This is a genomic window from Streptomyces camelliae (genome assembly GCF_027625935.1).
Lineage (GTDB): Bacteria > Actinomycetota > Actinomycetes > Streptomycetales > Streptomycetaceae > Streptomyces > Streptomyces camelliae.
The window spans coordinates 5244931-5266714 of the sequence record NZ_CP115300.1 but is presented as its reverse complement, the minus strand read 5'-3'; the positions used below and the strand labels follow the sequence as shown (position 1 = coordinate 5266714).

Genomic DNA, 21784 nt, shown 5'->3' with positions numbered 1-21784 from the left:
GCTGACGAACGAAGACCGGAACAGCAGCCGGCTGTCAGGCCGTGGGGGTGGTGATGCGGGCGGCAAGGATGGTGATGTCGTCCTCGGCCGGGGTGGGGGCGAAGCGGTCCATGAGGGTGTCGCACAACTGGTCGAGGTCGTTGTGCGCGCCGGTGAGCAGGCAGACGAGTTCGTCCAGTCGCTCGTCCAGATCGGCCCCGCGGGTTTCGATGAGGCCGTCGGTGTAGAAGACGATGATGCTGCCCGGATCCAGGACGATCTCGGTGGTGGCGAAGGGGATACCGCCGATGCCCAGCGGCGCACCGGCGGGCAGGTCGAGCAGGCGGGCTGTGCCGTCGGGTGTCACGAGGACGGGCGGGGGGTGGCCGGCGCGCCCGAGCCGGCAGCGGCCGGCCGTGCAGTCACAGATCCCGTACAGGCAGGTGGCCAGGAGGGGGCTGTCGAGTTCCTGCAGTGCGTCGTCGAGGTGGTGCAGGAGCTGATCGGGGGGCAGGTCGAGGTGCGTGAAGGCGCGCACGGTGGTGCGCATCTGCCCCATGATCGCGGCGGCCTGGATGCCGTGGCCCATCACGTCGCCGATGACCAGGGCGCCCTTGCCCGGGCCGAGGGTGGCGACGTCGAACCAGTCCCCTCCGACCTCGTGGACGTCGGAGGCGGGCCGGTAGCGGTGGGCGACCTCGATGCCTGCCGGGGGTTTCGGGAGCCTGGGAAGCATGCTGCGCTTCAAGGTGAGCGCGACGTCGTGCTCGCGGTGGTACAGCCGGGCGTTGTCGATGCAGACGGCGGCGTGGGCGGCCAGATCGCCGACGAGCGCGAGGTCGGCGGCGTCGAAGGCGGGCCGGTCGCCGTCCCGCAGGAAGGTGGCGACGCCGAGGACCAGGCCGCGGGCCGTGAGGGGCACCATCATCATCGACGTCACGCCCATGGACCGGAGCTGTTCGGGAATCGAGGAGTAGCGGGCGGCCTGGGCGACGGCACGGGCGTCGATGCGGCGCAGCAGGAAGGGGCGGCGGTCGATGACGGCCTGCGCGTACGGCGCGTTCACGGGGAAGTGCAAGGTGCGGCCGACGGGGGTGAGGATGTCGGCGGCCGGATGACCTCGGGCGGGGGCCTTGCCGATGCGGCGCAGGGTGGCGCCGCCCCACAGGCTGGTCATCGGCTCGGTGACCTCGGTGAGGTCGGCCAGGACGTCGACGGTGACGATGTCGGCGAGGCGGGGCACGGCGATGTCGGCCAGCTCCTGTCCCGTCCGGGCCGCATCGAGGGTGGTGCCGACCCGCAGCGTGGCTTCGTTGAGCAGTGCCAGGCGCTGACGGCCGGCGGCGGCCTCCCGCTCGTTCTTCTCCTGGGCGGTGACATCGATGATCGAGGCGTTGATCCCCAGCGGTTCGCCGTCCGCGTCCTCCAGGCGGAAGTAGGAGCAGGACCACACGCGCTCGTGGTCGGGGTCGGAGGGCGTACGGCCGATGCGGCGGAAGTTCACCACGGGGTCACCGGTGACCAGCACCCGTCGCATCGCCGCTTCCATCTGCTCGCTGTTGACCCCGGGAAGCACCTCCGACGGCCGGTGCCCTATGTGCGCCGCGGCGGGCAGCCCGTTCATCGCCTCCAGGGCGCGATTGACCTGCTGGAACCGCAGCTCGGTGTCGAAGACCGCCAGCCCCACCGGCGAGCGGGCGAACAGCGCGTCCAGCAGGCCGCCGACTTCGCGGGACTGACGTGCTTCACGGGCGTCGGCGGCCAGGAGCAGTACGTCCCACCCCTCGCCGCCCTGTGCTGCCACGGGGCATCCCCACACCTCCATCCCGATGGTGGAGCCGTTCTTGCGCCGCATCGGGAAGTGCCCGGTCACACTGCGTCCGGAGGCGACCGCCTCGTGCACGGCGCGGGCCTCCGGGCGATGGTCGGGGAGGGCGAGGTCGGTGAGGTGACGGCCGATGACCTCACGGGCGGTGTAGCCGAGCAGCTCGGGGGCGGCCTTCGCCCACTGCGTGATCCGTCCGGTGCCGTCGGAGACGATCAAGGCGACGGGCAGCAGATTCCACCATGCCGCGGCCTGCCCGACCGCGGCCATCGGCTCCCCGGCCTGCATAGGATCCGGCATCACGAGTGCTCCAAGCTGCCGCTTTTCCATTATGGACAGGGAACAGGGGATACGGCGGCCGACGGGTCGGGGGATGACTGCCGTGCCTAGGGCATGTGCAGCACCTGCTCGGCCCAGATGGTCTTGCCGGTGCGGGTGTAGCGGGTGCCCCAGCGCTGAGTGAACTGGGCGACCATGAACAGGCCGCGGCCGCCCTCGTCGAACACCCGGGCCCGGCGCAGATGAGGACTGACGCTGCTTCCGTCGCTGACCTCGCAGATCAGCGTCTCGCCCTTGATGAGCCGCAGCCGGATCGGCCCTCCGGCATGCCGCATCGCGTTGGTGACCAGCTCGCTCACCACCAGTTGCGTGACGAACGCGGCCTCCGCCAGTCCCCACAGGGCGATCTGCTCCGCCGCGAGCCGGCGCGCGTCGGCGACGACCGCGGGATTGCCGGGCAGGTCCCAGCTGGCGAGGCGGTCCTCCCCGAACACGCGGGGGCGGGCCAGGAGCAGGGTGACGTCGTCGGCGTGCGGTTCGGGGCACAGGGTGTCCAGGACCGTGTCGCACAGAGCCTCAAGTGTGGTGGCCGGCCGGCCGAGGGCGCTGCACAGGTCGGAGAACCCTTCGTCGACGTCGCGATCCCCGCTGGTGAGGAGACCGTCGGTGAACAAGGCCAGCAGGCCCCCTTCGGGCACGATGACGTCCGCCGACTCGAACGGCAGACTGCCGAGTCCCAGCGGAGGGCCACAGGGCAGGTCGATGACGCTGCTGGTGCCGTCCGGGTGGATCAGCACGGGGGCGGGGTGGCCGGCGCGGGCCAGGGAGCAGGTGCCGGAGACCGGGTCGTAGACGGCGTACAGACAGGTGGCACCGATGTCGCCGGGGATGTCACCGGCGGGCTCGCCACCTTGCTCACCCGCTGTGTGGCTGATGATGTCGTCGAGGTGAGTGAGGAGTTCCTCGGGCGGCAGATCGATGTCGGCGAGGGTACGTACGGCGGTGCGCAGGCGGCCCATGGTCGCAGAGGCGTTGATGCCGTGGCCGACGACGTCCCCGACCACCAGGCCGACTCGTGCTCCGGGCAGGGGAACCACGTCGAACCAGTCACCGCCCGCCTGGGCGCCGCAGCCCGCGGGCAGGTACCGGGCGGCCGTCTCCACCGCGGGGTGCTCGACCGACCCCCGGGGCAGCAGGGCCCGCTGCAGTGCGAGCGCGATGCCGCGTTCCCGCGTGAACCGGCGTGCGTTGTCCAGACAGATCGCGAGCCGGTCGACGAGGTCCTCGCTGATCGCCGTACAGTCCGGGCCGAAGGCGTCTTCGTGCGACGCCTCGTACCTGACGAACAGGGCCACCCCGAGGGGAACGCCCTGGGCGCGGATCGGCACGGCGATGAGGGAGTGGGGGCCGAACGCCTCCGCGAGCGACGCCTGAACGGGATCCTCGGCCAGCCAGCGGATGATCTCCGGATCCTTGGTGCTGTGCCGAATGGCCCGGCCCTCGGCCAGACACCGCGCGAGCGGCGACGACCACGGATGGGTGTGCACGTCCGTAGCGCTGATCATCGCGGCGAGCGCCTGCCCGGCGGCCCACTGGTAGGCCGCCCGGCGCAGGACGGTGACACCCCGGGGCAGGACGGGCGCGGGCAGCTCACCCTGGAAGACAGGCTCCAGAAGGTCCACACTGACGAAGTCGGCGAAGCGAGGGACCGCGAGTTCCGCGAATTCCCGTGCGATTCCCACGAGGTCCAGGCTCGTGCCCACGCGGGTCCTGGCCTCGCTGATCAGGGCGATGCGCTCCCTGGAGTCGTACTGCTGGGAGAAGTCGGAGGCCGCGACGCCCACCGCACGCACCGAGCCGCCCGCGTCCTTGAGCGGGAAGACGTCCATGGCCCAGGCGTGAGCCTTGGCTTCCCCGGGGAGCCTGACGATGGGCTCCGCCGCTTCCGCTTTCCCGGTCCGGGCCACGCGAAGGACCCGCCGCTCCACTTCCTCGATCGCGTTGCCCTGGAGAATCTCGGTCAGGCGCCGGCCGCGGGCCCCCTGCTCGGAAAAGCCCCCCACCCGGAGCATCGGCTGGTTTCCGCGCAGCAGACGTGCGTCGAGGTCGCAAATGGCGACGGCGAGCGGCTGCTGCTCGAATATCCACTGCTGGAGCAGGGCATCCCGGGGTGTGCCCGTCGCGGCCTCGGGCAGGGCCGTCAGCAGGAGCAGGAAGCCGCAGTCCTGATCGGTGTCCTGCAGCGGGCACAGGTGGACCTGCGCGTGCAGCGGGAGGCCGTCGCGGTGCCGCAGCATTCCCTCGGCCGTCAGCAGGTCGTCCACCGGCCTGCCGATGATCTCGACAGGGGCGTATCCGAGCAGTTCCTGCGCGCCCCTGCTCCAGTGGGTGATGCAGCCGTCCCGGTCCAGCACGCCCACCGCGGCGGACGCGTCGAAGCGAGCACCGGTGATGCGGCGAGTGTTCCGCCTGCCCCTGGTGCGCATGGTGGTCTCTGATCTCTTGCCTCGGACAATATCCACAGTGCTCCGGGGCCCACGGGATGGCAAGCGGCGGGCGGGCGCGGTCGACGGGTGACCGTGTGGCGGCTACGGCGGTTGCGAAAACCGCGTGCCGGTCGGCGGAGCACGGTGACAGACACACGGAGCGGAAAAGACTCTGGAGTTCCCCGATCTGCTGCGGCTGATCGACGAGCGGTCGACCGCCTTCGGCGCGGCGATCGCCCACGAAATGACGGTGCACACCTACGACGCCCAGCTCGCCGTGGGCGCCCCGCGGCCGCTGCCGGACGAGGTGGCACTCGACGGGGTCGAGGAGTTCCTGTCCACCTTCTGCACCACGACGGTCGTCCTGCACGAGCCCGCTGCCGTCGACCACCACACCGCCGAGGGCCGCCCCTGGCGCAACTGGCTCTCCGGCGACGGCGCACGGGCCGCCCGCCTGCCCGCACCCGGCACCATGCCCGCTGCCACCTCCGCCACCTCCGCCGACCAGGAGCCGGACGCGGCCGCCGCCTCCGCCCGAGGCACGGCCCATGAGCTGGTCCTCGCCCTCTACTGCCGTATTCCGCTGGACTCGCCGAAACTCGACGGCGACCGGCGTCTCTTCGACCAGCTCGTGGGCTGGGACCCGGAGCGGTAGGGGCGCAGTTGAATCAACGCCCCGGCCCCGCCCCGATTTTGACGTAGTCATGACGCGGCAGCCGCATCCGTTCGGCCCTCGGGGAGTGTCCTTGTCCGTACCGGATGCGAGGGAGGGACTGCCGTGGGAGCCACCGTGGTAGCGGTCGTCGTCGTGGGGTTGCTGGTGCTGCTCGTGCTGAAGAGCGGGATGCGGGTCGTCAACCAGGTGGAGCGCGGGGTGGTGTTCCGGTGGGGGAAGGCGCTGCCGGGGAGCCGGCAGCCCGGGATCACCTTCCTGATCCCGTTCGCCGACCGGATGCGCAAGGTGAACGTGCAGGTCGTGACGATGCCCGTGCCCACGCAGGAGGGCATCACCAGGGACAACGTGTCGGTGAAGGTCGACGCGGTCGTCTACTTCCGGGTGATCGACCCGGTGCGGGCCGCCATCGAGGTGCAGGACTACGTCTTCGCCGTCGGGCAGGTCGCCCAGTCCTCCCTGCGGTCCATCATCGGCAAGAGCGACCTGGACGACCTGCTGAGTGACCGGGAGCGGTTGCACGAAGGGCTCGCCCTGATGATCGACAGCCCCGCCGCCGCGTGGGGCATCCACATCGACCGCGTCGAGATCAAGGACGTCCAGCTGCCCGAGTCGCTGAAGCGGTCCATGTCGCGGCAGGCCGAGGCCGAGCGGGAGCGGCGGGCCCGGGTCATCACCGCCGACGGTGAGTTCCAGGCCGCGCAGCAGCTCGCCAACGCGTCGCGGATCATGGCCGACACGCCCGAGGCCATGCAGCTGCGGCTCCTCCAGACCGTCGTCGAGGTCGCCGCCGAGAAGAACTCCACCCTCGTGATGCCCTTCCCCGTCGAGCTGCTGCGCTACTTCGACCGGGCCGTGCAGAAGATCGACTCCGATCTCAACAGGCCTCCGTCCTCAGCGGCTCCGGCTGCCGGCCCGGCTCAGGAGCACGACGACCGGCCGTAGCCAGCGTCAGCGTCACCAGCACCGAGCCCGCCGCCATCACCGTCATCCCCGCGGCGGGCGAGGTGAACTGGGCCACCGTCCCGGCCAGCGTCGCGCTCACGCCCTGCAGCGTCAGCATCCCCGCCGAGTGCAACCCCAGGGCCTGCCCGGCGAGTTCGTCCGGCGTCAGTTCCATCAGCCGCTCCTGCTGGACCAGGCTCGCACCGAAACCGGCCGACGCGAGCGTCACGCACACCATCGCCAACGGCAGTGGCGGGTGCGCGGCGAACAGCAGGTACGGCGTCGCCAGCAACAGCAGCAGGGGCGTGGCCAGCCGGCGCCGTACCGCGGGCGGCAGTACACGGCCGATCGTCACGTCACCCGCGAACATGCCGAGCGCCCCGCAGGCGAACAGGGTGCCGGCCGCGTGCGGGGCGTACGACACGTAGAGCGACTCGCAGCCGACGACCAGGCCGTTGGGCAGCCACAGGCCCAGATAGGTCAGCCGGCGGGCACGGGACGACCACAGCAGGGCGTTGATCCGGCGGGTCGCCGCCGCGGAGGGGCGGCCCGCGGTGCGCGGCGGGCGGGCGGACAGGCCCAGGCGCAGTACCAGCGCCGCCGACAAATACAGGGCCGCCGACAGCAGGAGGCAGACCCGTGGGGACAGCGCGGCGAGCAGGGCACCGCCGGTGGCGAAGCCGGCGACCTGCATGAGCCCGTTCACCATGTTGAACAGCGAACGCCCCGGCAGATAGCCGTCCTTGGTCAGGATCTCGTTCAGCAGGCCCCAGCGGACCCCGCCGCCGAGCGATGCCACGAGGCCCAGGACGAGGACGACGGCGAAGACCGCGGCCACCGGCAGGCCGGGCAGCGCCTGCACCGCCGTACCGGCCGCGAAGGCCAGCGCGATCGCGGACAGGGCCGTACGCGGCGGCAGCCGGTCGGCACCGGAGAGCAGGACCGTCGCGCCCAGCACCTGCGCGAGGGACGGGCCGAACATGCTCACCGCCGACAGCAGCGGGGAGCCGGTGGCCCGGTACACGAGCGTGCCGAGGGCCAGTCCACCGACGGTCTGCGCGGCGGTCTGCGCGGCCGTGGCGAGGAAGAGCGGGGTGAACTCCGGGGTGCGGAACAGCGAGCGGTAGGAGGGCATGGCCTGGAGTCTCCGGCGGGCCGGGCCGGTGCCGTTACTGTTTCGCCGAGGCGCGAAAGGTCGTACGGCCGTGAGGGGGTACCCGGGGTGGGTTGGTGGCAGCTGAACGCGGACACGCTCGCCCTCAGCCGGTTCGTCGTCTCGCCGCTCGCCGAGACCTTCGCGTCCCTGAAGCTGCTGCACGCCGGTGACGCGGCGCATCCCGGTGAGCAGGCGTGGCTGAGCCGCCATCTGCCCGGCTACCGGGAGCTGTTGGCGGCGGACCCGGTGACCGGGCTGCTGGTACGGGCCGGGCTCGGCCGGGACTGGATCGCCGACTTCCTGACGCCCACCCCGCGCGGCGACGAGCCGTTCGCCGACGAGGTCGCCCGGGTCCGCGCGACCGCCCCCGACGCGGCCCGCGCCCATCTGCGCACCGCCCTCGCCGGTCCGCTCCCCGCGACGCTGGACCGGGACGATCTGCCCGAGCGGGCGGCCGTACTGCTGGAGTGGGTGTGGGAGGAGACGGTACAGCCGTACTGGGAGCGGCGTCGGCGCGTGCTGGAGGCGGACGTGGTCGCGCGAACGGCGCAGGTGAGCCGGGGCGGCTGGGTGAGCGTCCTGGACGCCCTGCGGCCGGGCCGGACGCGCTGGCTCGGCGAGAACCGCCTCCAGATCAATCTGCACGAGTACCCGCCCCGCGAGATCTCCGGCGCCGAGCTGCTGTTCGTGCCGGTGACCGTGCAGCGGGCGGGGTGGGTGGCCTGGGAGGACGGGATCCGCTACGCGGCGGTCTACCCGTGCGCCGGCGTCCTCGCCGACCCCGGCGACCGAGTCGTCCCGGCCGGCCTCGGCGCGCTGCTGGGCCCGTCCCGCGCCGCGGTCCTGATCCTCCTCGGCTCCCCTCTGAGCACGACCCAGCTGACGGCACTGACGGGACAGGGCCTGGGCTCGGTGGGCCGCCATCTGAAGGTGCTGCGGGAGGCAGGCCTGGTGGAGCGCCGACGGGCGGGGCGCTCGGTGCTGTACGGGCGGACGGCGGCGGGAGATGTCCTGATGGAGGCGGCGGGTGGCCGGGCCGTCATCCCGCCCGCCTAGTATCCGGGCATGACGACTGCTGACCACAGCCCCCTGAATGTCGAGATCGACGCCCTCACCGGCGGCCCCGCCGACCTGTCGCGGTACGCCGGCCAGGCCGTCCTCATCGTGAACGTGGCCTCCAAGTGCGGCCTCACCCCCCAGTACACGGGACTGGAGAAGCTCCAGGAGCGTTACGCGGCGCAGGGCTTCACCGTTCTCGGCGTGCCCTGCAACCAGTTCCTCGGGCAGGAGCCCGGCAGCGCCGAGGAGATCGCGGAGTTCTGCTCGGCGACGTACGGCGTGACCTTCCCGCTGACCGAGAAGGTGGAGGTGAACGGCGAGGGCCGGCACCCGCTGTACGAGCGGCTCGTCGAGTTCGCGGACGCCGAGGGGCACAGCGGGGACATCCGCTGGAACTTCGAGAAGTTCCTGATCGGCCGCGACGGCACCGTCGTCGCCCGCTTCTCGCCGCAGACCGAGCCGGAGTCCGACGCGGTCGTGACGGCCATCGAGGCCCAGCTGGGCTAAGGCCTGCCCGGCGGATCAGGTCGGAGGAAATGCGCGGCTCCATCCGGCCGACGCGTCTCCGACAGGATCCGCCGGACAGGCCCTAGCGGGTTGACCTTGCCCCTGGGGCAAGGGCGAGCGTCCCGGTCACCGGGCGAACGGCGTCCGGTGACGGAGGATGCCGGTATGGACGACGACCTGCTCACCATCGGCGCGTTCGCCGCCCGGGCCCGCCTGTCGGCCAAGGCTCTGCGGCTGTACGACCGGCTCGGCCTGCTGGCCCCGGCCCATGTCGACGAGGCCAGCGGCTACCGCTACTACCGCGCCGACCAGGTCGAACGCGCCCGTCTGGTGGCCCTGCTGCGCCAGCTGGACATGCCGCTCGCCCGGATCGCCGACGTGGTCGGGGCGGAGGGCGGCGACGAGGCCGCCGAGCGGCTGGGCGCCTATTGGGCGGACGTGGAGCACCGGGTGGCCGGGCAGCGGACGCTCGCCGAGTACCTCCGTGGACGGCTGTCGGGGAGGAGCTCCGAGATGTACGGGAAGTTCGTGGTGGAGACGGTGGACGTACCGGCGCAGCTGGTGATCACCGAGTCGCGGCACACACTGGCGGACGAGCTGCCGACGTGGATCGGCGGGTCGCTGGAGCGGCTGACGAGCGGCGCGCGGGAGTGCGGCGGTGTGACCGGGGCGCCGTTCGTGGTCTACCACGCCGAGGTCTCGATGGAGAGCGACGGGCCGGCCGAGGCCTGCGTGCCGGTGGCCGACGAGGCGGCGGCGCGGGCCTGGGCCGAGCGGGCCGGGCGGGCCTGGGAGACCAGGGTGCGCAGGGAGCCGGCGGCGCGGCTGGCCTTCACCCGGATCACCAAGGCGCAGGTCGCGCATCCGCAGATCCTGGCCGCCTTCGAGGCGGTGGAGCAGTGGATGAGCGGGCGAGGGCTGACGGCGGCCGGGCCGTGCCGGGAGATCTACTTCGCCGACTGGGACGCGGCGGGGCCGCAGGACCCGGTGTGTGACATCGCCTTCCCGGTCCTCCCCTAGGCCCTGTCGGCTGTCACTGGACAGCACCGAGCCCTCTCGGCAAGGACGGCGACCGGTCGAGAGGGCTCTTGGGGAGGTGGTGCTGTGCAGTTGTGTTCGTCGGTGGGCTCTATGGACAAGGGTCAGGGAGAGCCCCCTAGGCCTTGACCGAGGCCACGAAGGCGTTCCAGGCGTCGGTGGGGAAGGCCAGGACCGGGCCCTCGACGTTCTTCGAGTCGCGGACCGCGAGTGCGGCGTCGGCGGGCAGCTTGACCTCCACGCAGGCGCCGTTGCCCGCCGAGTAGGAGGACTTCATCCACGTCTCCGAAGCGCCCTGAATCAGTGCCATGTCCACTCCTGTTGCGAGTTGCAGTTGCGAGTTGCGGTGATGCGGTGGTGCGTTTTCACGCCAACCTTCTCGGCTGATTGGCGTGATCGACGCTACCGGGCAACTGACCCCGCTGGAGTAGTCGTTCACTCGACCGGATGGCATATTCCAGGCGAGCCTTCCATTGGAGTGGACCACGGTGTACGATCCGGCGCCTTCCGTCTCTACGACGTGGCGACGGCTCAGTCCGCGTACGTCTTCGCCACGTCCGCAATGTATTGCCGGGATTGCTCCACATTGAGGGACTGTGCCCGCAAGTGCTCGTACATCACGGCGTACTTCTGCACGTCCGGCGCCTTCTCCAGGTACAGGTCGCTGGTGACGCCCTCCAGGTAGACCACGCTGGAGTCGGCCGCGTCGGTGAACTCCAGGATCGCGTACTGCCCGTTGAGCCCCGGATGCGCGCCCACCTCGAACGGCAGCACCTGCACGGTGACATGGGGCAGCTGGGACATCTCGATCAGATGCTCCAGCTGCTCACGCATCACCAGCTTGCCGCCGACGACGCGCTTCAGTGCCGCCTCGTCGAGCACCACCCACAGCCGAAGCGGGTTGTTCTCGGCGGTGATACGTTCCTGTCGGCGCATCCGCACCTGCACGCGCTTCTCGATGTCGGCCGGCGAGGTCTCCGGCAACGCGCCCTGGACGAGGGCCTCCGCGTAGGCGCGGGTCTGCAACAGACCGGTCACCAGTTGGGGTTCGTACACCCGCAGCGACTCGGCGTCGGTCTCCAGGCCGATGTAGACGCTGTACGGGATGTCCCCGAACGTGTGCCACCATCCCTGCTGCCGGGAATCCCGGGCCATCTCCATCAGCGAGTCGACGATCCGCTGGTCCTCGACCTCGTACACCCCGCACAGGTCACGCACATCGCGCTGACTGATGCTTCTCCGGCCGTTCTCCAGCCGGCTGATCTTCGACTGCGAAACGAGCAGCCGCTCCGCAACTTCCTCGGCCGTCATGCCCTTGAGCTCGCGGAGCCTGCGCAGCTCCTGGCCCAGCCGGCGTCGCCTGACGGTGGGATTGACATTGGACGCCACGGGACGTGCACCTCCGGCTGCCTGCCTGTTTCCTTAACACTTTCCGTATCTGCTGCTGAGCAGACTGCCACCAAGGTGCTTTCTACCGCTGGGAAACGAAGGATATGCGGCGCGTGCACGTCAGTTCGCCACCGTCCGCCACCCGTTGGGGTGCCGCGGCCGGCGGCATGGACGCAGTCGAGCGGGACGGCGAGACCACGAAGATCTCACCGCCCCGCTCTGACCAGCGGCTCCCGAACCGGGTCTGGGGGACCGGAGTTACGGCTCGTACGGCTCACAGTGCCCGTACGGCCGGTACGGCCCGGTACAGCTCAGTGGACCACGGCACGTGCCATGGAACCGTGGCGCGGCTGCATCGGAACCCCACGAGCGGGTTCCGCCGCGGTCCTGGCACCGGCCGCACCCTGCCGTGCGGCGGTGGCGGCAGGTCCGCGGCGCGGCTGTGCGACCGCACCGTTCTGCACGTCCATCACGGCGTGCGCGACGAGCCCGCCCATCGGATCGTGCCGGATCAAGTCCCGCAGCCGGGAACGGGAGGAGCGTCCCTCGTTGCCCGGATACAGGTGCTTGCCCAGTCCGACGGCGTGCGCCAGGGCGGCGAGCGCCGCGGTCCGCGGGTCCGGCGGTACGCCGGTGCGGATCGCGGAGTCCAGCCGGGCCCTGATCTCCCGGCTGATGGCGGTGTCCGTCGCCTGGTAGCGCGTCGTCGGCAGCACCCCGCACATCTGGCCCGGTACGGCGGCGACCATGCCGCACCGCTCCAGATGCGAGAGATACGTCTGACGGAGCCCCAGCCGGGGCCCGCCGATCCAATGGACGGCACGCACGGGAGCGCCACGCCTTCGCAGCAACTCCAACGCGCAGTCCAATGTCGGATCTCCAGTCGGCCGTGGGGCTACCACGGCGATACGATCCCCGTCTGGGGCTATCCGTCCGGCCAGCGCCAGCTCCACTAGCTGTGCACCGGCCAGACCGAGGTCGAGCGACTGCGGCTGCGCGGTGGTACCCGTGGCCGGGTCCAACGCCAGCAGCAGAAGCTCCTCCGGAAGTGTTCTGCGGCTCCTGCCCATCCATGCCTCCCCGCGTGGATGAATGACAGGGTGACCCCTCTCACATTGGTCTGTCGAGGGTGCGTGACCGGTTCGTGAGGGAACCGGTAGGTATGTCGTTCTCGTCTAGCCCAGGGGCCAAGCCCTCACACAGGACACTGGTACATGGTTCGGACAGAGCGCGCGGATGAACGTGCGGCGCAGGAGGAGGCATCGGTGGCGGGCGAGTCCCCCGACAGGTCGAAGCAGCGCGAGTCGTCGGCGGAACCGACGCCGGGGAGCGGGGGTTCGGTTCCCGAGGCCCGCGATCCGCGTCTCGCGGTCTCCAGGGAAAAGGATTCCGCGGATGCCGGTGGGGTGGACACGGCGACGAAGGTCCTGACGGTCCCGGCCACCGCCAAGGCCGAGGCCGAGTCCGAGGATGCCGCTCTGCAGGAAGCGGTGTCGGCCTGGGTACGGGACGCTGACGCGCCCGAGGCCGACGCCGGGGCCGGAACGGTTGCGGCCGCGAAGCCAGCGGCCGACCCGGCCGAGGAGAACACCGGGGACGCGACGACCGAATCCGACGGTGCCACTGAGGCGGACACCGCCACGGAGGCTACGGCGACCACAGCCGAGGAGACCGCCGACGAGGAGGAGAAGGCCGACGCCAAGGCTGACGCGCGCGAGAAGGCCGAGGCTGACGCGGACGCCGAGCCTGACACGGAAGAGGACGAGGCTGAGGCGAAGTCCGAGCGGACCGAGGGCGACGACGGCGCAGCCGAGGCGTCCGAACAGAGCGACAAGCCGGCAGGCGACAAGCCGGAAGCCGCCGACGGTGAGGACGCCCCACAGGGGCCACCCGCAGGCAACGACGAGACCCGCACGGGTGGCGCGGGTGGGAACACGGACGCCGAAGACGAAGCCGAGGCGAACGCCCCCGACGCGCCGCAGGCAACCCGTGCGGGTGGGAACGCGGACGCCGAAGGCGAAGCCGAGGCCAAGACCCCCGACGCCGACGCCGACGCGCCGCAGGCCATCGATCAGCCGACCGCCGTTTTCAAGGCCCCCCGCAAGCAGCCCGAGGTCGACCAGCCGACGACCATGCTCAAACTCGGCTCCGACCCCGAGCGGACCAGCAAGTTCGTCGCGCTGAAGCCGGATCTGCCGGATCTGAAGGGACCGAAGGAGCCGAAGGGACCGAAGGAGCCGAAGGCCGACGTCACCACGCCCGTCCCCCAGGTCGGCCCCGAGCGCACCACTCAGCAGCCGCTCCCGCCCAAGCCCCCGCTGGACCTGCTGGCGGAGCTGACGAACACGCCGCCGCCCCCGGAGACCCCGGTCCGTACGCTCGTGCGCCGGGTCAAGATCTGGACCCCGCTGGTGCTGCTGCTGGCGATCGTCTTCGTCGTCGTACAGGCGCTGCGCCCGCTGCCGTCCCCCGCCCTCGCGCTCACCGCCAAGGGCAGCTACACCTTCCAGGGCGGCCAGGTGAACCTGCCCTGGCCGAGCGAGGGCCAGGGCTGGATGGACGGTGACGGCATCGGCACGATGGGCCACTTCGGCAAGCAGACGCCGGTGGCGATCGGCTCGGTCGCCAAGACCATGACCGCGTACATCATCCTGCGCGACCACCCGCTGAAGCCGGGCGAAGAAGGCCCGAAGATCAAGGTGGACGCGCAGGCGCAGAAGGAGGGCGGCTACGACAAGAGCGGCGGCGAGTCCACCCTCAACACCGTCAAGGCCGGCGACTACCTCACCGAGAAGCAGGCCCTGTCGGCCGTCATGATCCCCTCCGCCAACAACATCGCCCGGCTGCTCGCGCGCTGGGACGCGGGCTCGGAGGCGGCGTTCGTGAAGAAGATGAACGCCACCGCCACGGAGCTGGGGATGACGAACACGACGTACACCGACCCCTCGGGGCTGACGGCGTCCACCGTCTCCACGGCCGAGGACCAGGTGAAGCTCGGTCGCGCGGTCGTGCGGGTCCCCGCCCTGGTCGCCATCACCAGCGCGGCGAGCTGGACGGACCCCTCCGGCCGCAACTGGCCCAACGTGAACGAGCTGCCGTACCTCATCGGCGCGATCGGCATCAAGACCGGCAGCACCACCGCGGCCGGCGGCAACCTGCTCTTCGCCTCCCGCAAGACGGTCGGCGGGCAGACGGTGACGATCGTCGGCGCGATCCTGGGTCAGCACAAGCCGTCGATCATCGAAACGGTCAACGCGGTCAGCAAGACCGCGCTGCTCGCCGCCCAGGACGCGCTGACCTCGGCGAAGATCCTCAAGAAGGGTGACGTGGTCGGCTACGTGGACGACCAGCTCGGCGGGCACACCCCGGTCGTGGTCACCAAGGACGTCTCCGCGGTCGGCTGGTCCGGTCTGGAGGTGAAGCTGTCCTTCACCTCCGCCACCGTGCCGAACACCGCGAAGGCGGGCACCACCGTGGCCAAGCTCACGGTGGGTGACGGCTCGGGCGGAGCGGTGGAGATCCCCGTCGCCCTGCAGAAGGATCTGACCGAGCCCGGTTTCGGCGCGAAGCTCACCCGTCTGGGCTGACCTCACCCCCTCGCCCGGCCCCACGCACCCCGCTACGGCGCCCCACCCGGGAGCCCCGTGGCGGGGTGCGTGCTAGCGTCACGAATCGGGGCAGGTCGCCGGTCACGGGACAGGGCGGCGAACTGGACGAGAAGCGGCCGGGAACACCGAGGAACCCTCGGGGGAACGCGGCCGAGAACAGAAGACGGGACACGGGGAGTGCCTTCAGGTGGCCACAGCGGAGCCGACACGCGCCGACGACGCCGATCCGGGCCCGGGAACCGCCCCGGGAGCCGGGCCGGGGTCCGGCCCGCGAATACGCCTGTCCAAGGCTGACCCGAACGGCCCTACGAGCCCCACCGGCCGGGTCGCGCGTCTCCTCGTCGCCCTCGAACCCCTGCGGCAGCGCATGCTCCGGCACCCCGTGCTGTCGGTCACCGCGCTCGCGGGTGTCCTGCACATCGTCTGGTTCTTCACGTTCGCGAACAGTGGTGGCGATCTCGCGGCGCAGGACGCCTGGGCGGAGTTCGTCGGCCGGCACCCGGACTCGGCGTACAACCTCGCCTGGTACGGCGGCATGCACCCGGTGTCGTACAGCGTCGTCTCGCCGTATCTGATGGCCGTCCTCGGTGTCCGTACGACGATGATGATCGCCGGGACCGTGTCGGCGGGCCTGCTGACCCTGGTCCTGATCCGCAGCCGGGTGGTGAAGAACCCGCTGTGGGCCTCGCTCGCCGGGGTCGTCGCGTTCCTCGCCAACGCGGTGTCGGGCCGGGTGACCTTCGGGCTCGGCACGATGTTCGCGCTCGGCGCGGTCGCGGCCGTGTTCTGCTGGCCGCGCAAGTGGCGGCACAAACGCTGGGCGAAGGCCGCGGTGGCCGCCCCGCTGGCCGGGCTGTCCACCATGGCCTCGCCGGTCTCGGGGCTGTTCGTCGGTTTCGTCGCGGTCGCGCTGTTCCTGCAGAAGCGGCGGCCGGGCGCGTGGGCGCTGGGGCTCGCCCCGACGGCGGTGGTCGCCGCGTCGTACTTCCTCTTCCCCTTCTCCGGCACCCAGCCGATGACGTTCGGCTCGGTGGTCATGCCGCTGCTGTACGGCCTGTTGTGCCTGTTCCTGGTGCCGAAGCAGTGGAGGACCGTACGGCTGACGGCCGGCGTCTACAGCCTCTCCGTGGTGCTGGTGTGGCTGATCAGCTCGCAGATCGGGTCGAACATCTCGCGGCTGCCGATGCTGATCGGGGGTGCCACGCTGATCGCGGCGCTGCCGTTCCAGGTGCCGAAGTCGCGCAAGTGGTATCTGACCGTGCTGGCGTTCCTGGGCTTCCTCGGCTGGATCGGCTTCAAGTCGGTCGACGACATCATCCACACGACCCCGGCCGCGTCCTGGGCGCGGGAGCTGGCGCCGCTGGTGAACCAGCTGCAGAAGGTCGGCGCCGAGAAGGGCCGGGTGGAGGTCGTCCCGGCACGTTCGCACCGCGAGGCGTCCGCGCTCGCGCCGTACGTCAACCTGGCGCGGGGCTGGAACCGGCAGGCCGACATGGAGCGCAATCCGCTCTTCTACGACGACACGCTCAACTCGGCGAACTATCACGAGTGGCTCCAGCGGTGGGCCGTGCACTTCGTGGTGCTGCCGAAGGACAACCCGGACGGGGACGGCGGCGAGCGGGAGCGCGCGCTGCTGCAGCGTGGGATGCCGTATCTGACGCAGATCTGGGGCGACGCCAACTGGCAGCTGTTCAAGGTGACGGATCCGGCGCCGCTCGCCGAGCCGAACGCGGTGGTGGACCGGGCCGAGCAAGGCGAGATGACGCTGGAGGTGCGCAGGGCCGGGCGGATCCTGATCAAGATCCCGTACTCGCCGTGGCTGAGCATCGTCGACGCGCACGGCAAGAGCGTGAAGCCCCCGCAGGAGACGGAGGCCTCCAAGCACCGGCCCGAGGGCACACCGAAGTCGTACACCAACGTCAACGGGTGTCTGATGGAGACACCGCAGGACGCCAAGGGCGACAAATGGACGATGCTGCTGGCACCGAAGGCGGGGACCTACCGGCTGGCGGCGCCGTACCAGCTGCCCCGGGGTACGCCGTGTCCGGACGAGCTCAAGACGCGGTGACGTTCAGCGGAGCGGCTCAGCGGTGACGTTCAGCGGAGCCGGTCGACGTACCGGTCCGTGCCCGGCACCGTCGGGATGAAGGGGGCCATGAGCTCGACCCGGCCCAGGCCCGACTCGGTCACCTGGTCGTCCAGCCCCCTGAAATGCTCCGCCCAGCACTCCCCCGGCTCGGCCTCCAGGAACCACAGGAGGGTCAGGCGGGTGTCCGTGCCCTCGACCTGCTTGACGTAGGTCATGCGGTCGCCGGGCAGGGGGGTGGGGCGGAAGAGCGTCACCATCGCGGCCGGGGAGCCGGCGAGGCGGCGCGGGAGGTGACGGGTGCGCAGCCACTCCAGGAGCCGCGGGCGCTGCTCGGGCTCATGGGCGTCGACGACCTCCAGGACCAGGCCGGCGTAGGGATGGTCGAGGGCGTGGAAGTCCCGCGGTCCGGCGGCGCCGTCGCGGTAGACCGTCGTCTCGTGGTCCTGGAAGGCCGTGAACACGTGGGTGCGGTCGTGGTAGACGCGGGCGTCACGGTTGAGGCGCTTGTTGATGGCGACGGTCCACCTCATGTGGTCGTCGTAGCGGCCGGCGGTGATCCAGTACGTGGAGAGGTAGCAGCCGGCGGTGACGGGCTGGGCGATCGCCGACTTCTCGGGGTAGCGGAGCAGTTGCAGCTCCCGTGTCGCCACCCAGCGCCGTCCCGCGTACATCCAGGGCATGGCCATCGCGCCGGCGTAGTAGTGGTCGTCCTCGTACCAGCGGTTGTAAGCGTACTCGTGCCCAGGGCGCGGCTCGACCATGGTGATCAGGGCGTGGCCGGGGCGGACGCCGTAGGGGCCCAGGGCTGCCAGTTCGGCGTACACCTCACTGCGGGTCTCTTCGCTCATGCGGTTCCCCTTTCCTGCCGTGGCCCATACTCTGACGCTCCGTCAGATAAAGCGCCAGACCGCGGGAGGCACCGATGTCCCTGCTCGCAGGCAAGACAGTGGTCGTATCGGGAGTCGGCGCCGGGCTGGGTCATCAGGTCGCCGCGGCCGTCGTACGGGACGGCGGGAACGCCGTCCTGGGCGCGCGCACCGGGGCGAACCTCGCCAAGAGCGCGGCGGAGATCGATCCGGCCGGCGCGCACACGGCGTACCGGGCCACGGACATCACCGACGAGGGGCAGTGCGCGGCGCTGGCCGCGCTGGCGCGGGAGCGGTTCGGCGGGATCGACGCGGTGGTGCACGTGGCCGCCTGGGACTCCTACTTCGGCGGGGTCGAGGACGCGGACTTCGCGACCTGGCAGTCGGTCATCGACGTGAACCTGCTCGGGACACTGCGGATGACGCGCGCGTGCCTGCCGGCGCTGCGGGCGGGCGGGGGCGGGTCCGTCGTCTTCATCGGGACCCAGTCGGCGGTCGCGGCGCCCTCGCAGGTGCGGCAGGCGGCGTACGCCGCGTCGAAGGGGGCGCTGACGAGCGCGATGTACTCGCTGGCACGAGAGCTCGGGCCGCACCGGATCCGGGTCAACACCGTGCTGCCGGGCTGGATGTGGGGGCCGCCGGTGCAGGCGTACGTACGGTTCACCGCGCAGACGGAGGGGGTGCCGGAGGCGGAGGTGCTGGGGCGGCTGACCGAGCGGATGGCACTGCCGGACCTGGCGACGGACGGGGATGTGGCGGACGCGGTGGCATTCCTGGCCTCGGACCGGGCGCGGGCGATCACGGGGCAGTCGCTGCTGGTCAACGCGGGGGAGCTGATGCGATAGCGGGTCACGTCGCGTCCATATCGCTGTCCACATCGCAGGTCGTCTCGCAGTTCATGTCACTGAACGATGGTCACCAAGCAGAACGATTTTACCGTGACTTGACCCGCCGCTTGCTTGTCGTGTCCATGCGATCACACCCACGATCGAGCCCATGAACAGTCTCGACTGGGCCGTGCTCATCGGCTACTTCGGTGTGATGGTCGCGATCGGCGTCTGGTCACACAAGCGCGTGGACAACGTCTCCGACTTCTTCACGGCCGGCGGCAAGATGCCCTGGTGGCTGTCCGGCATCTCGCACCACATGTCGGGCTACAGCGCGGTCATGTTCACCGGGTACGCGGGTATCGCCTACACCTACGGGGTCACCTCCTTCGTCACCTGGTCCTTCCCCATCGCGCTGGGCATCGCCATCGGGTCGAAGCTGTTCGCACCGCGCATCAACCGGCTGCGCTCCCGGCTCCATGTGGCCTCCCCGCTGGAGTACCTGAAGAACCGTTACAACCTCCGCACCCAGCAGGCGCTCGCCTGGTCCGGCATGCTGCTGAAGATCGTGGACGTGGGCGCCAAGTGGGCGGCCATCGCCACCCTGCTGTCGGTGTTCACCGGGGTCTCCCTGAACCAGGGCATCCTCATCACCGGCGCGATCACGGCCGTGTACTGCACGATCGGCGGCCTGTGGGCGGACGCGCTGACCGAACTCGGCCAGTTCGTGATCCAGTTGCTGGCCGGTGTCTCCATGTTCGTGGCGGTCGTCCTGAAACTGAACGACAAGCACATCGGCTTCTTCGACGCCTGGAACCAGCCGGCCCTGCACGGCCACGGCAAGCCGCTCGTCGGCCCCTACAGCACGGTCTTCCTCCTGGCCTTCCTCTTCATCAAGCTCTTCGAGTACAACGGCGGCATGCTCAACCAGGCCCAGCGCTACATGGCCACGGGCAGCGCGTACGAGGCCGAGCGCGGCGCCCGGCTGTCGGCGGCCCTGTGGCTGATCTGGCCGGTGGTCCTGTTCTTCCCGATGTGGATGTCCCCGCTCCTGGTCCACGCCCAGAAGCCGGACGGCTCCGACTCCTACGGCCTGATGACCGAACAGCTCCTGCCGCACGGACTGTTGGGCCTGGTCATCGTCGGCTTCTTCTCCCACACCATGGCGATGTGCTCCTCCGACGCCAACGCCATCGCGGCGGTCTTCACCCGTGACGTGGCGCCGGTGCTGTCGCAGCGGGCGCGGGCGTGGTCGGAGCGGACGGGTCTGATCGCGGCCCGGGTGACGACGGTGGTCTTCCTCGGTCTGTCGATGGCGGTGGCGACGCAGGTCAACTCCCCCGCGTTCAAGGACATCATCACGGTCGTCATCAAGTGGGTGGCCGGCCTGATGGGCCCGATCGCCATCCCGATGATGCTGGGCCTGCTCCGCCCCTTCCGCCGCTCCGGCCCCACCGCGGCCCTCACCAGCTGGGCGGCCGGCCTGCTCGCCTTCTGGCTGGTCAACTACCCCATCAACTGGAACGTCTCCGGCGGAGTCCCCCTCCAGTACCAGGTCTCGGTCCCACTGGCGGTGTCGTTGGTCCTGTACATCGCCATCGGCTACGTGAAGCCCGAGGACACCCCGGAGCGCCTCGCGGTCATCGAGAAGGTCAACTCGGACGGGGGCGGAGTGGCGGCGGTGCCGGTGCCCGCGGTCGCCGGGGACGACGTGATCGGGGCACCGGCGGCGGACTAGGCGTGTCGGGCCCGAGGGTGGGACGAGAGCTGGGAACGGAACTCGATCTCCTGGTTCCGCTTCCCAATGTATCGGCGTGAGGACACCGAGTGACCGACGGAGCCGGACGAACCCTCTTCCGTGTGTACGAAGCCGAGTAAACCCCTTTGCCCGCCAGGGAATTGGGACGACTACCGCGGATACCGCGCCAGCCACCCCGGCGACGACCCCGCCGGGCCGTGCAGGGCCGGGCCCTGGGTCATCTCCATCGCGAAGTCGTCGGCCAGTTCCAGGAGGGTCGGGCGGCCCTCCAGTTCGGTCAGCCAGGCCGGCGGGAGGGCCGTTTCGCCGTGGAGGGCGCCGAGCAGACCGCCGGTCAGGGCGCCCGCCGCCGCCGAGGGCCCGCCCTGGTTCACCGCCAGACACAGCCCGTGCCGCACGTCCTCCCCCACCAGCGCGCAGTACACCGACGCCGCCAGCAGCCCGTCCGCCGTACCGTCCCCGGCCAGCTCCTCCACCCGCGTCGGGCTCGGGATGCCCTGGCGTACGGCACCCAGGGCGTGCTGAAGGGCGTCCGCGACGGGCTGGTACCCGGGGCGGGCGGAGAGCAGGCCGAGGGCGCGCTGGACGGCGCCGTCGAGGCTCTCACCCCGGGCCAGCGCGTGCACGATCACGGCGTACGCGCCCGCCGACAGGTAGGCGATCGGGTGCCCGTGGCTCTGCGCCGCGCACTCCACCGCCAGCTGCGCGACGAGCTGCGGCTCCCAGCCGACCAGCAGCCCGAACGGCGCCGAGCGCGCGACCGCCTCCGGCCCCAGCTCGCCTGGGCTCTTGGGCGTCTCCAGCGTGCCCATCGTCTCGTCGCCGAACCCGATGAGCAGGGCCCGGCTGGGCTCCCGGCGGGCGTACAGCCACTCCTCGCGCGCCAGCCAGCCGTCGTCCTTACGGCGCTCGTCGGGCCCCCAGTCCCGCTGGGTCGCCGCCCAGCGCAGATACGCCCGGTGCACGTCGGTCGGCGGATGCCAGGCGCCGGTGTCCCGGCGTACCTGGGCACGTATCAGCCCGTCCACCGTGAAGAGGGTGAGCTGGGTGTGGTGCGTGACCGTGCCGCGCCGGCCGTGCCCGAAGGCGAGGTCCAGCAGGCCCTCGGGGCCGTAGGCGGCCCGGATCTCCTCCAGGGACAGCGGATCGGCGGGCCCGCCCAGCGCGTCGCCCACGGCCACCCCGAGCAGGGTGCCGCGCACCCTGCTACGGAAGTCCTGCTGCTCGGCTCGTCCCCAGACGGCACCGGATGTCGTACCCACCGAGACCTCCTCACGGCACCGTCCGCCCGTACGACGC

The 21784-nt window shown here is 70.9% G+C and carries 17 protein-coding genes; 9 read left to right on the top strand and 8 right to left on the bottom strand.

Annotated elements, in window-relative coordinates:
* Window positions 1–34 precede the first annotated feature (34 nt).
* Window positions 35–2104, bottom strand: a complete 2070-nt coding sequence (locus tag O1G22_RS24085) for a SpoIIE family protein phosphatase (protein ID WP_270086518.1) — start codon at window positions 2102–2104, stop codon at window positions 35–37.
* Window positions 2105–2190: 86 nt separating this feature from the next.
* Window positions 2191–4569 (bottom strand): ATP-binding SpoIIE family protein phosphatase, encoded by a 2379-nt coding sequence (locus O1G22_RS24080; protein WP_270083219.1) that lies wholly within the window; start codon window positions 4567–4569, stop codon window positions 2191–2193.
* 244 nt (window positions 4570–4813) lie between these two features.
* On the opposite strand from O1G22_RS24080, the gene O1G22_RS24075 reads away from it, so the two are divergent.
* Both O1G22_RS24075 and O1G22_RS24070 read left to right on the top strand, forming a co-directional pair.
* Window positions 4814–5224: a hypothetical protein gene (locus tag O1G22_RS24075; protein WP_270083218.1), complete on the top strand. Its 411-nt coding sequence runs from the start codon at window positions 4814–4816 to the stop codon at window positions 5222–5224.
* Window positions 5225–5347: 123 nt separating this feature from the next.
* On the top strand, window positions 5348–6187 hold the full coding sequence (locus O1G22_RS24070; protein ID WP_428986396.1) for a slipin family protein: 840 nt from the start codon (window positions 5348–5350) through the stop codon (window positions 6185–6187).
* Here O1G22_RS24070 and O1G22_RS24065 read toward each other — a convergent pair.
* The gene (locus O1G22_RS24065) at window positions 6120–7322 is read right to left on the bottom strand and encodes an MFS transporter (protein WP_270083217.1); all 1203 of its coding nucleotides are present in this window, start codon (window positions 7320–7322) and stop codon (window positions 6120–6122) included. The genes O1G22_RS24070 and O1G22_RS24065 overlap by 68 nt on opposite strands.
* An 87-nt stretch (window positions 7323–7409) precedes the next feature.
* Here O1G22_RS24065 and O1G22_RS24060 point away from each other — a divergent pair, with 87 nt between their 5' ends.
* The 3 genes from O1G22_RS24060 to O1G22_RS24050 all read left to right on the top strand — a co-directional run bounded on the left by O1G22_RS24060 (window position 7410) and on the right by O1G22_RS24050 (window position 9929).
* Window positions 7410–8399, top strand: a complete 990-nt coding sequence (locus O1G22_RS24060) for an ArsR/SmtB family transcription factor (RefSeq protein ID WP_270083216.1) — start codon at window positions 7410–7412, stop codon at window positions 8397–8399.
* 9 nt (window positions 8400–8408) lie between these two features.
* A complete protein-coding gene (locus O1G22_RS24055; protein WP_270083215.1) occupies window positions 8409–8909 on the top strand; it encodes a glutathione peroxidase in 501 nt (166 codons plus the stop codon).
* 165 nt (window positions 8910–9074) lie between these two features.
* Complete coding sequence (locus O1G22_RS24050; protein ID WP_270083214.1) at window positions 9075–9929, top strand: MerR family transcriptional regulator; 855 nt, start codon at window positions 9075–9077, stop codon at window positions 9927–9929.
* A 136-nt stretch (window positions 9930–10065) separates the two neighbouring features.
* On the opposite strand, the gene O1G22_RS24045 is transcribed toward O1G22_RS24050, so the two are convergent.
* From O1G22_RS24045 to O1G22_RS24035, 3 genes are all read right to left on the bottom strand, one after another.
* The gene (locus O1G22_RS24045; RefSeq protein WP_225097807.1) at window positions 10066–10257 is read right to left on the bottom strand and encodes a DUF397 domain-containing protein; all 192 of its coding nucleotides are present in this window, start codon (window positions 10255–10257) and stop codon (window positions 10066–10068) included.
* A 221-nt stretch (window positions 10258–10478) separates the two neighbouring features.
* Window positions 10479–11336 (bottom strand): helix-turn-helix domain-containing protein, encoded by an 858-nt coding sequence (locus O1G22_RS24040; protein WP_270083213.1) that lies wholly within the window; start codon window positions 11334–11336, stop codon window positions 10479–10481.
* Window positions 11337–11647: 311 nt separating this feature from the next.
* On the bottom strand, window positions 11648–12406 hold the full coding sequence (locus O1G22_RS24035; protein ID WP_270083212.1) for a GOLPH3/VPS74 family protein: 759 nt from the start codon (window positions 12404–12406) through the stop codon (window positions 11648–11650).
* Window positions 12407–12550: 144 nt separating this feature from the next.
* On the opposite strand from O1G22_RS24035, the gene O1G22_RS24030 reads away from it, so the two are divergent.
* Entirely contained in the window at window positions 12551–14923 is a 2373-nt protein-coding gene (locus O1G22_RS24030) for a D-alanyl-D-alanine carboxypeptidase (protein WP_428986395.1), read from the top strand.
* Between the two features lie 208 nt (window positions 14924–15131).
* Window positions 15132–17012, top strand: coding sequence for a DUF2339 domain-containing protein (locus tag O1G22_RS24025; protein WP_270083210.1), 1881 nt, complete (start codon window positions 15132–15134; stop codon window positions 17010–17012).
* A gap of 29 nt (window positions 17013–17041) precedes the next feature.
* Here O1G22_RS24025 and O1G22_RS24020 read toward each other — a convergent pair whose 3' ends face one another.
* On the bottom strand, window positions 17042–17881 hold the full coding sequence (locus O1G22_RS24020) for a hypothetical protein (RefSeq protein WP_270083209.1): 840 nt from the start codon (window positions 17879–17881) through the stop codon (window positions 17042–17044).
* Between the two features lie 74 nt (window positions 17882–17955).
* Here O1G22_RS24020 and O1G22_RS24015 point away from each other — a divergent pair, with 74 nt between their 5' ends.
* A complete protein-coding gene (locus tag O1G22_RS24015) occupies window positions 17956–18744 on the top strand; it encodes an SDR family oxidoreductase (RefSeq protein WP_270083208.1) in 789 nt (262 codons plus the stop codon).
* A gap of 151 nt (window positions 18745–18895) precedes the next feature.
* The gene (locus O1G22_RS24010; protein WP_270083207.1) at window positions 18896–20464 is read left to right on the top strand and encodes a sodium:solute symporter family protein; all 1569 of its coding nucleotides are present in this window, start codon (window positions 18896–18898) and stop codon (window positions 20462–20464) included.
* Window positions 20465–20634: 170 nt separating this feature from the next.
* Here O1G22_RS24010 and O1G22_RS24005 read toward each other — a convergent pair whose 3' ends face one another.
* The gene (locus O1G22_RS24005) at window positions 20635–21747 is read right to left on the bottom strand and encodes an ADP-ribosylglycohydrolase family protein (RefSeq protein ID WP_270083206.1); all 1113 of its coding nucleotides are present in this window, start codon (window positions 21745–21747) and stop codon (window positions 20635–20637) included.
* Between the last annotated feature and the right edge of the window lie 37 nt (window positions 21748–21784).

What these genes read in the sequence shown, in the direction of transcription:
- O1G22_RS24065 (WP_270083217.1), bottom strand. Translation starts at nt 7,322, where the DNA reads ATGCCCTCCTACCGCTCGCTGTTCCGCACCCCGGAGTTCACCCCGCTC.
- O1G22_RS24045 (WP_225097807.1), bottom strand. Translation starts at nt 10,257, where the DNA reads ATGGCACTGATTCAGGGCGCTTCGGAGACGTGGATGAAGTCCTCCTAC.
- O1G22_RS24015 (WP_270083208.1), top strand. Translation starts at nt 17,956, where the DNA reads ATGTCCCTGCTCGCAGGCAAGACAGTGGTCGTATCGGGAGTCGGCGCC.
- O1G22_RS24035 (WP_270083212.1), bottom strand. Translation starts at nt 12,406, where the DNA reads ATGGGCAGGAGCCGCAGAACACTTCCGGAGGAGCTTCTGCTGCTGGCG.
- O1G22_RS24080 (WP_270083219.1), bottom strand. Translation starts at nt 4,569, where the DNA reads ATGCGCACCAGGGGCAGGCGGAACACTCGCCGCATCACCGGTGCTCGC.
- O1G22_RS24075 (WP_270083218.1), top strand. Translation starts at nt 4,814, where the DNA reads ATGACGGTGCACACCTACGACGCCCAGCTCGCCGTGGGCGCCCCGCGG.
- O1G22_RS24085 (WP_270086518.1), bottom strand. Translation starts at nt 2,104, where the DNA reads ATGCCGGATCCTATGCAGGCCGGGGAGCCGATGGCCGCGGTCGGGCAG.
- O1G22_RS24020 (WP_270083209.1), bottom strand. Translation starts at nt 17,881, where the DNA reads ATGAGCGAAGAGACCCGCAGTGAGGTGTACGCCGAACTGGCAGCCCTG.
- O1G22_RS24010 (WP_270083207.1), top strand. Translation starts at nt 18,896, where the DNA reads ATGAACAGTCTCGACTGGGCCGTGCTCATCGGCTACTTCGGTGTGATG.
- O1G22_RS24055 (WP_270083215.1), top strand. Translation starts at nt 8,409, where the DNA reads ATGACGACTGCTGACCACAGCCCCCTGAATGTCGAGATCGACGCCCTC.
- O1G22_RS24030 (WP_428986395.1), top strand. Translation starts at nt 12,551, where the DNA reads ATGGTTCGGACAGAGCGCGCGGATGAACGTGCGGCGCAGGAGGAGGCA.
- O1G22_RS24050 (WP_270083214.1), top strand. Translation starts at nt 9,075, where the DNA reads ATGGACGACGACCTGCTCACCATCGGCGCGTTCGCCGCCCGGGCCCGC.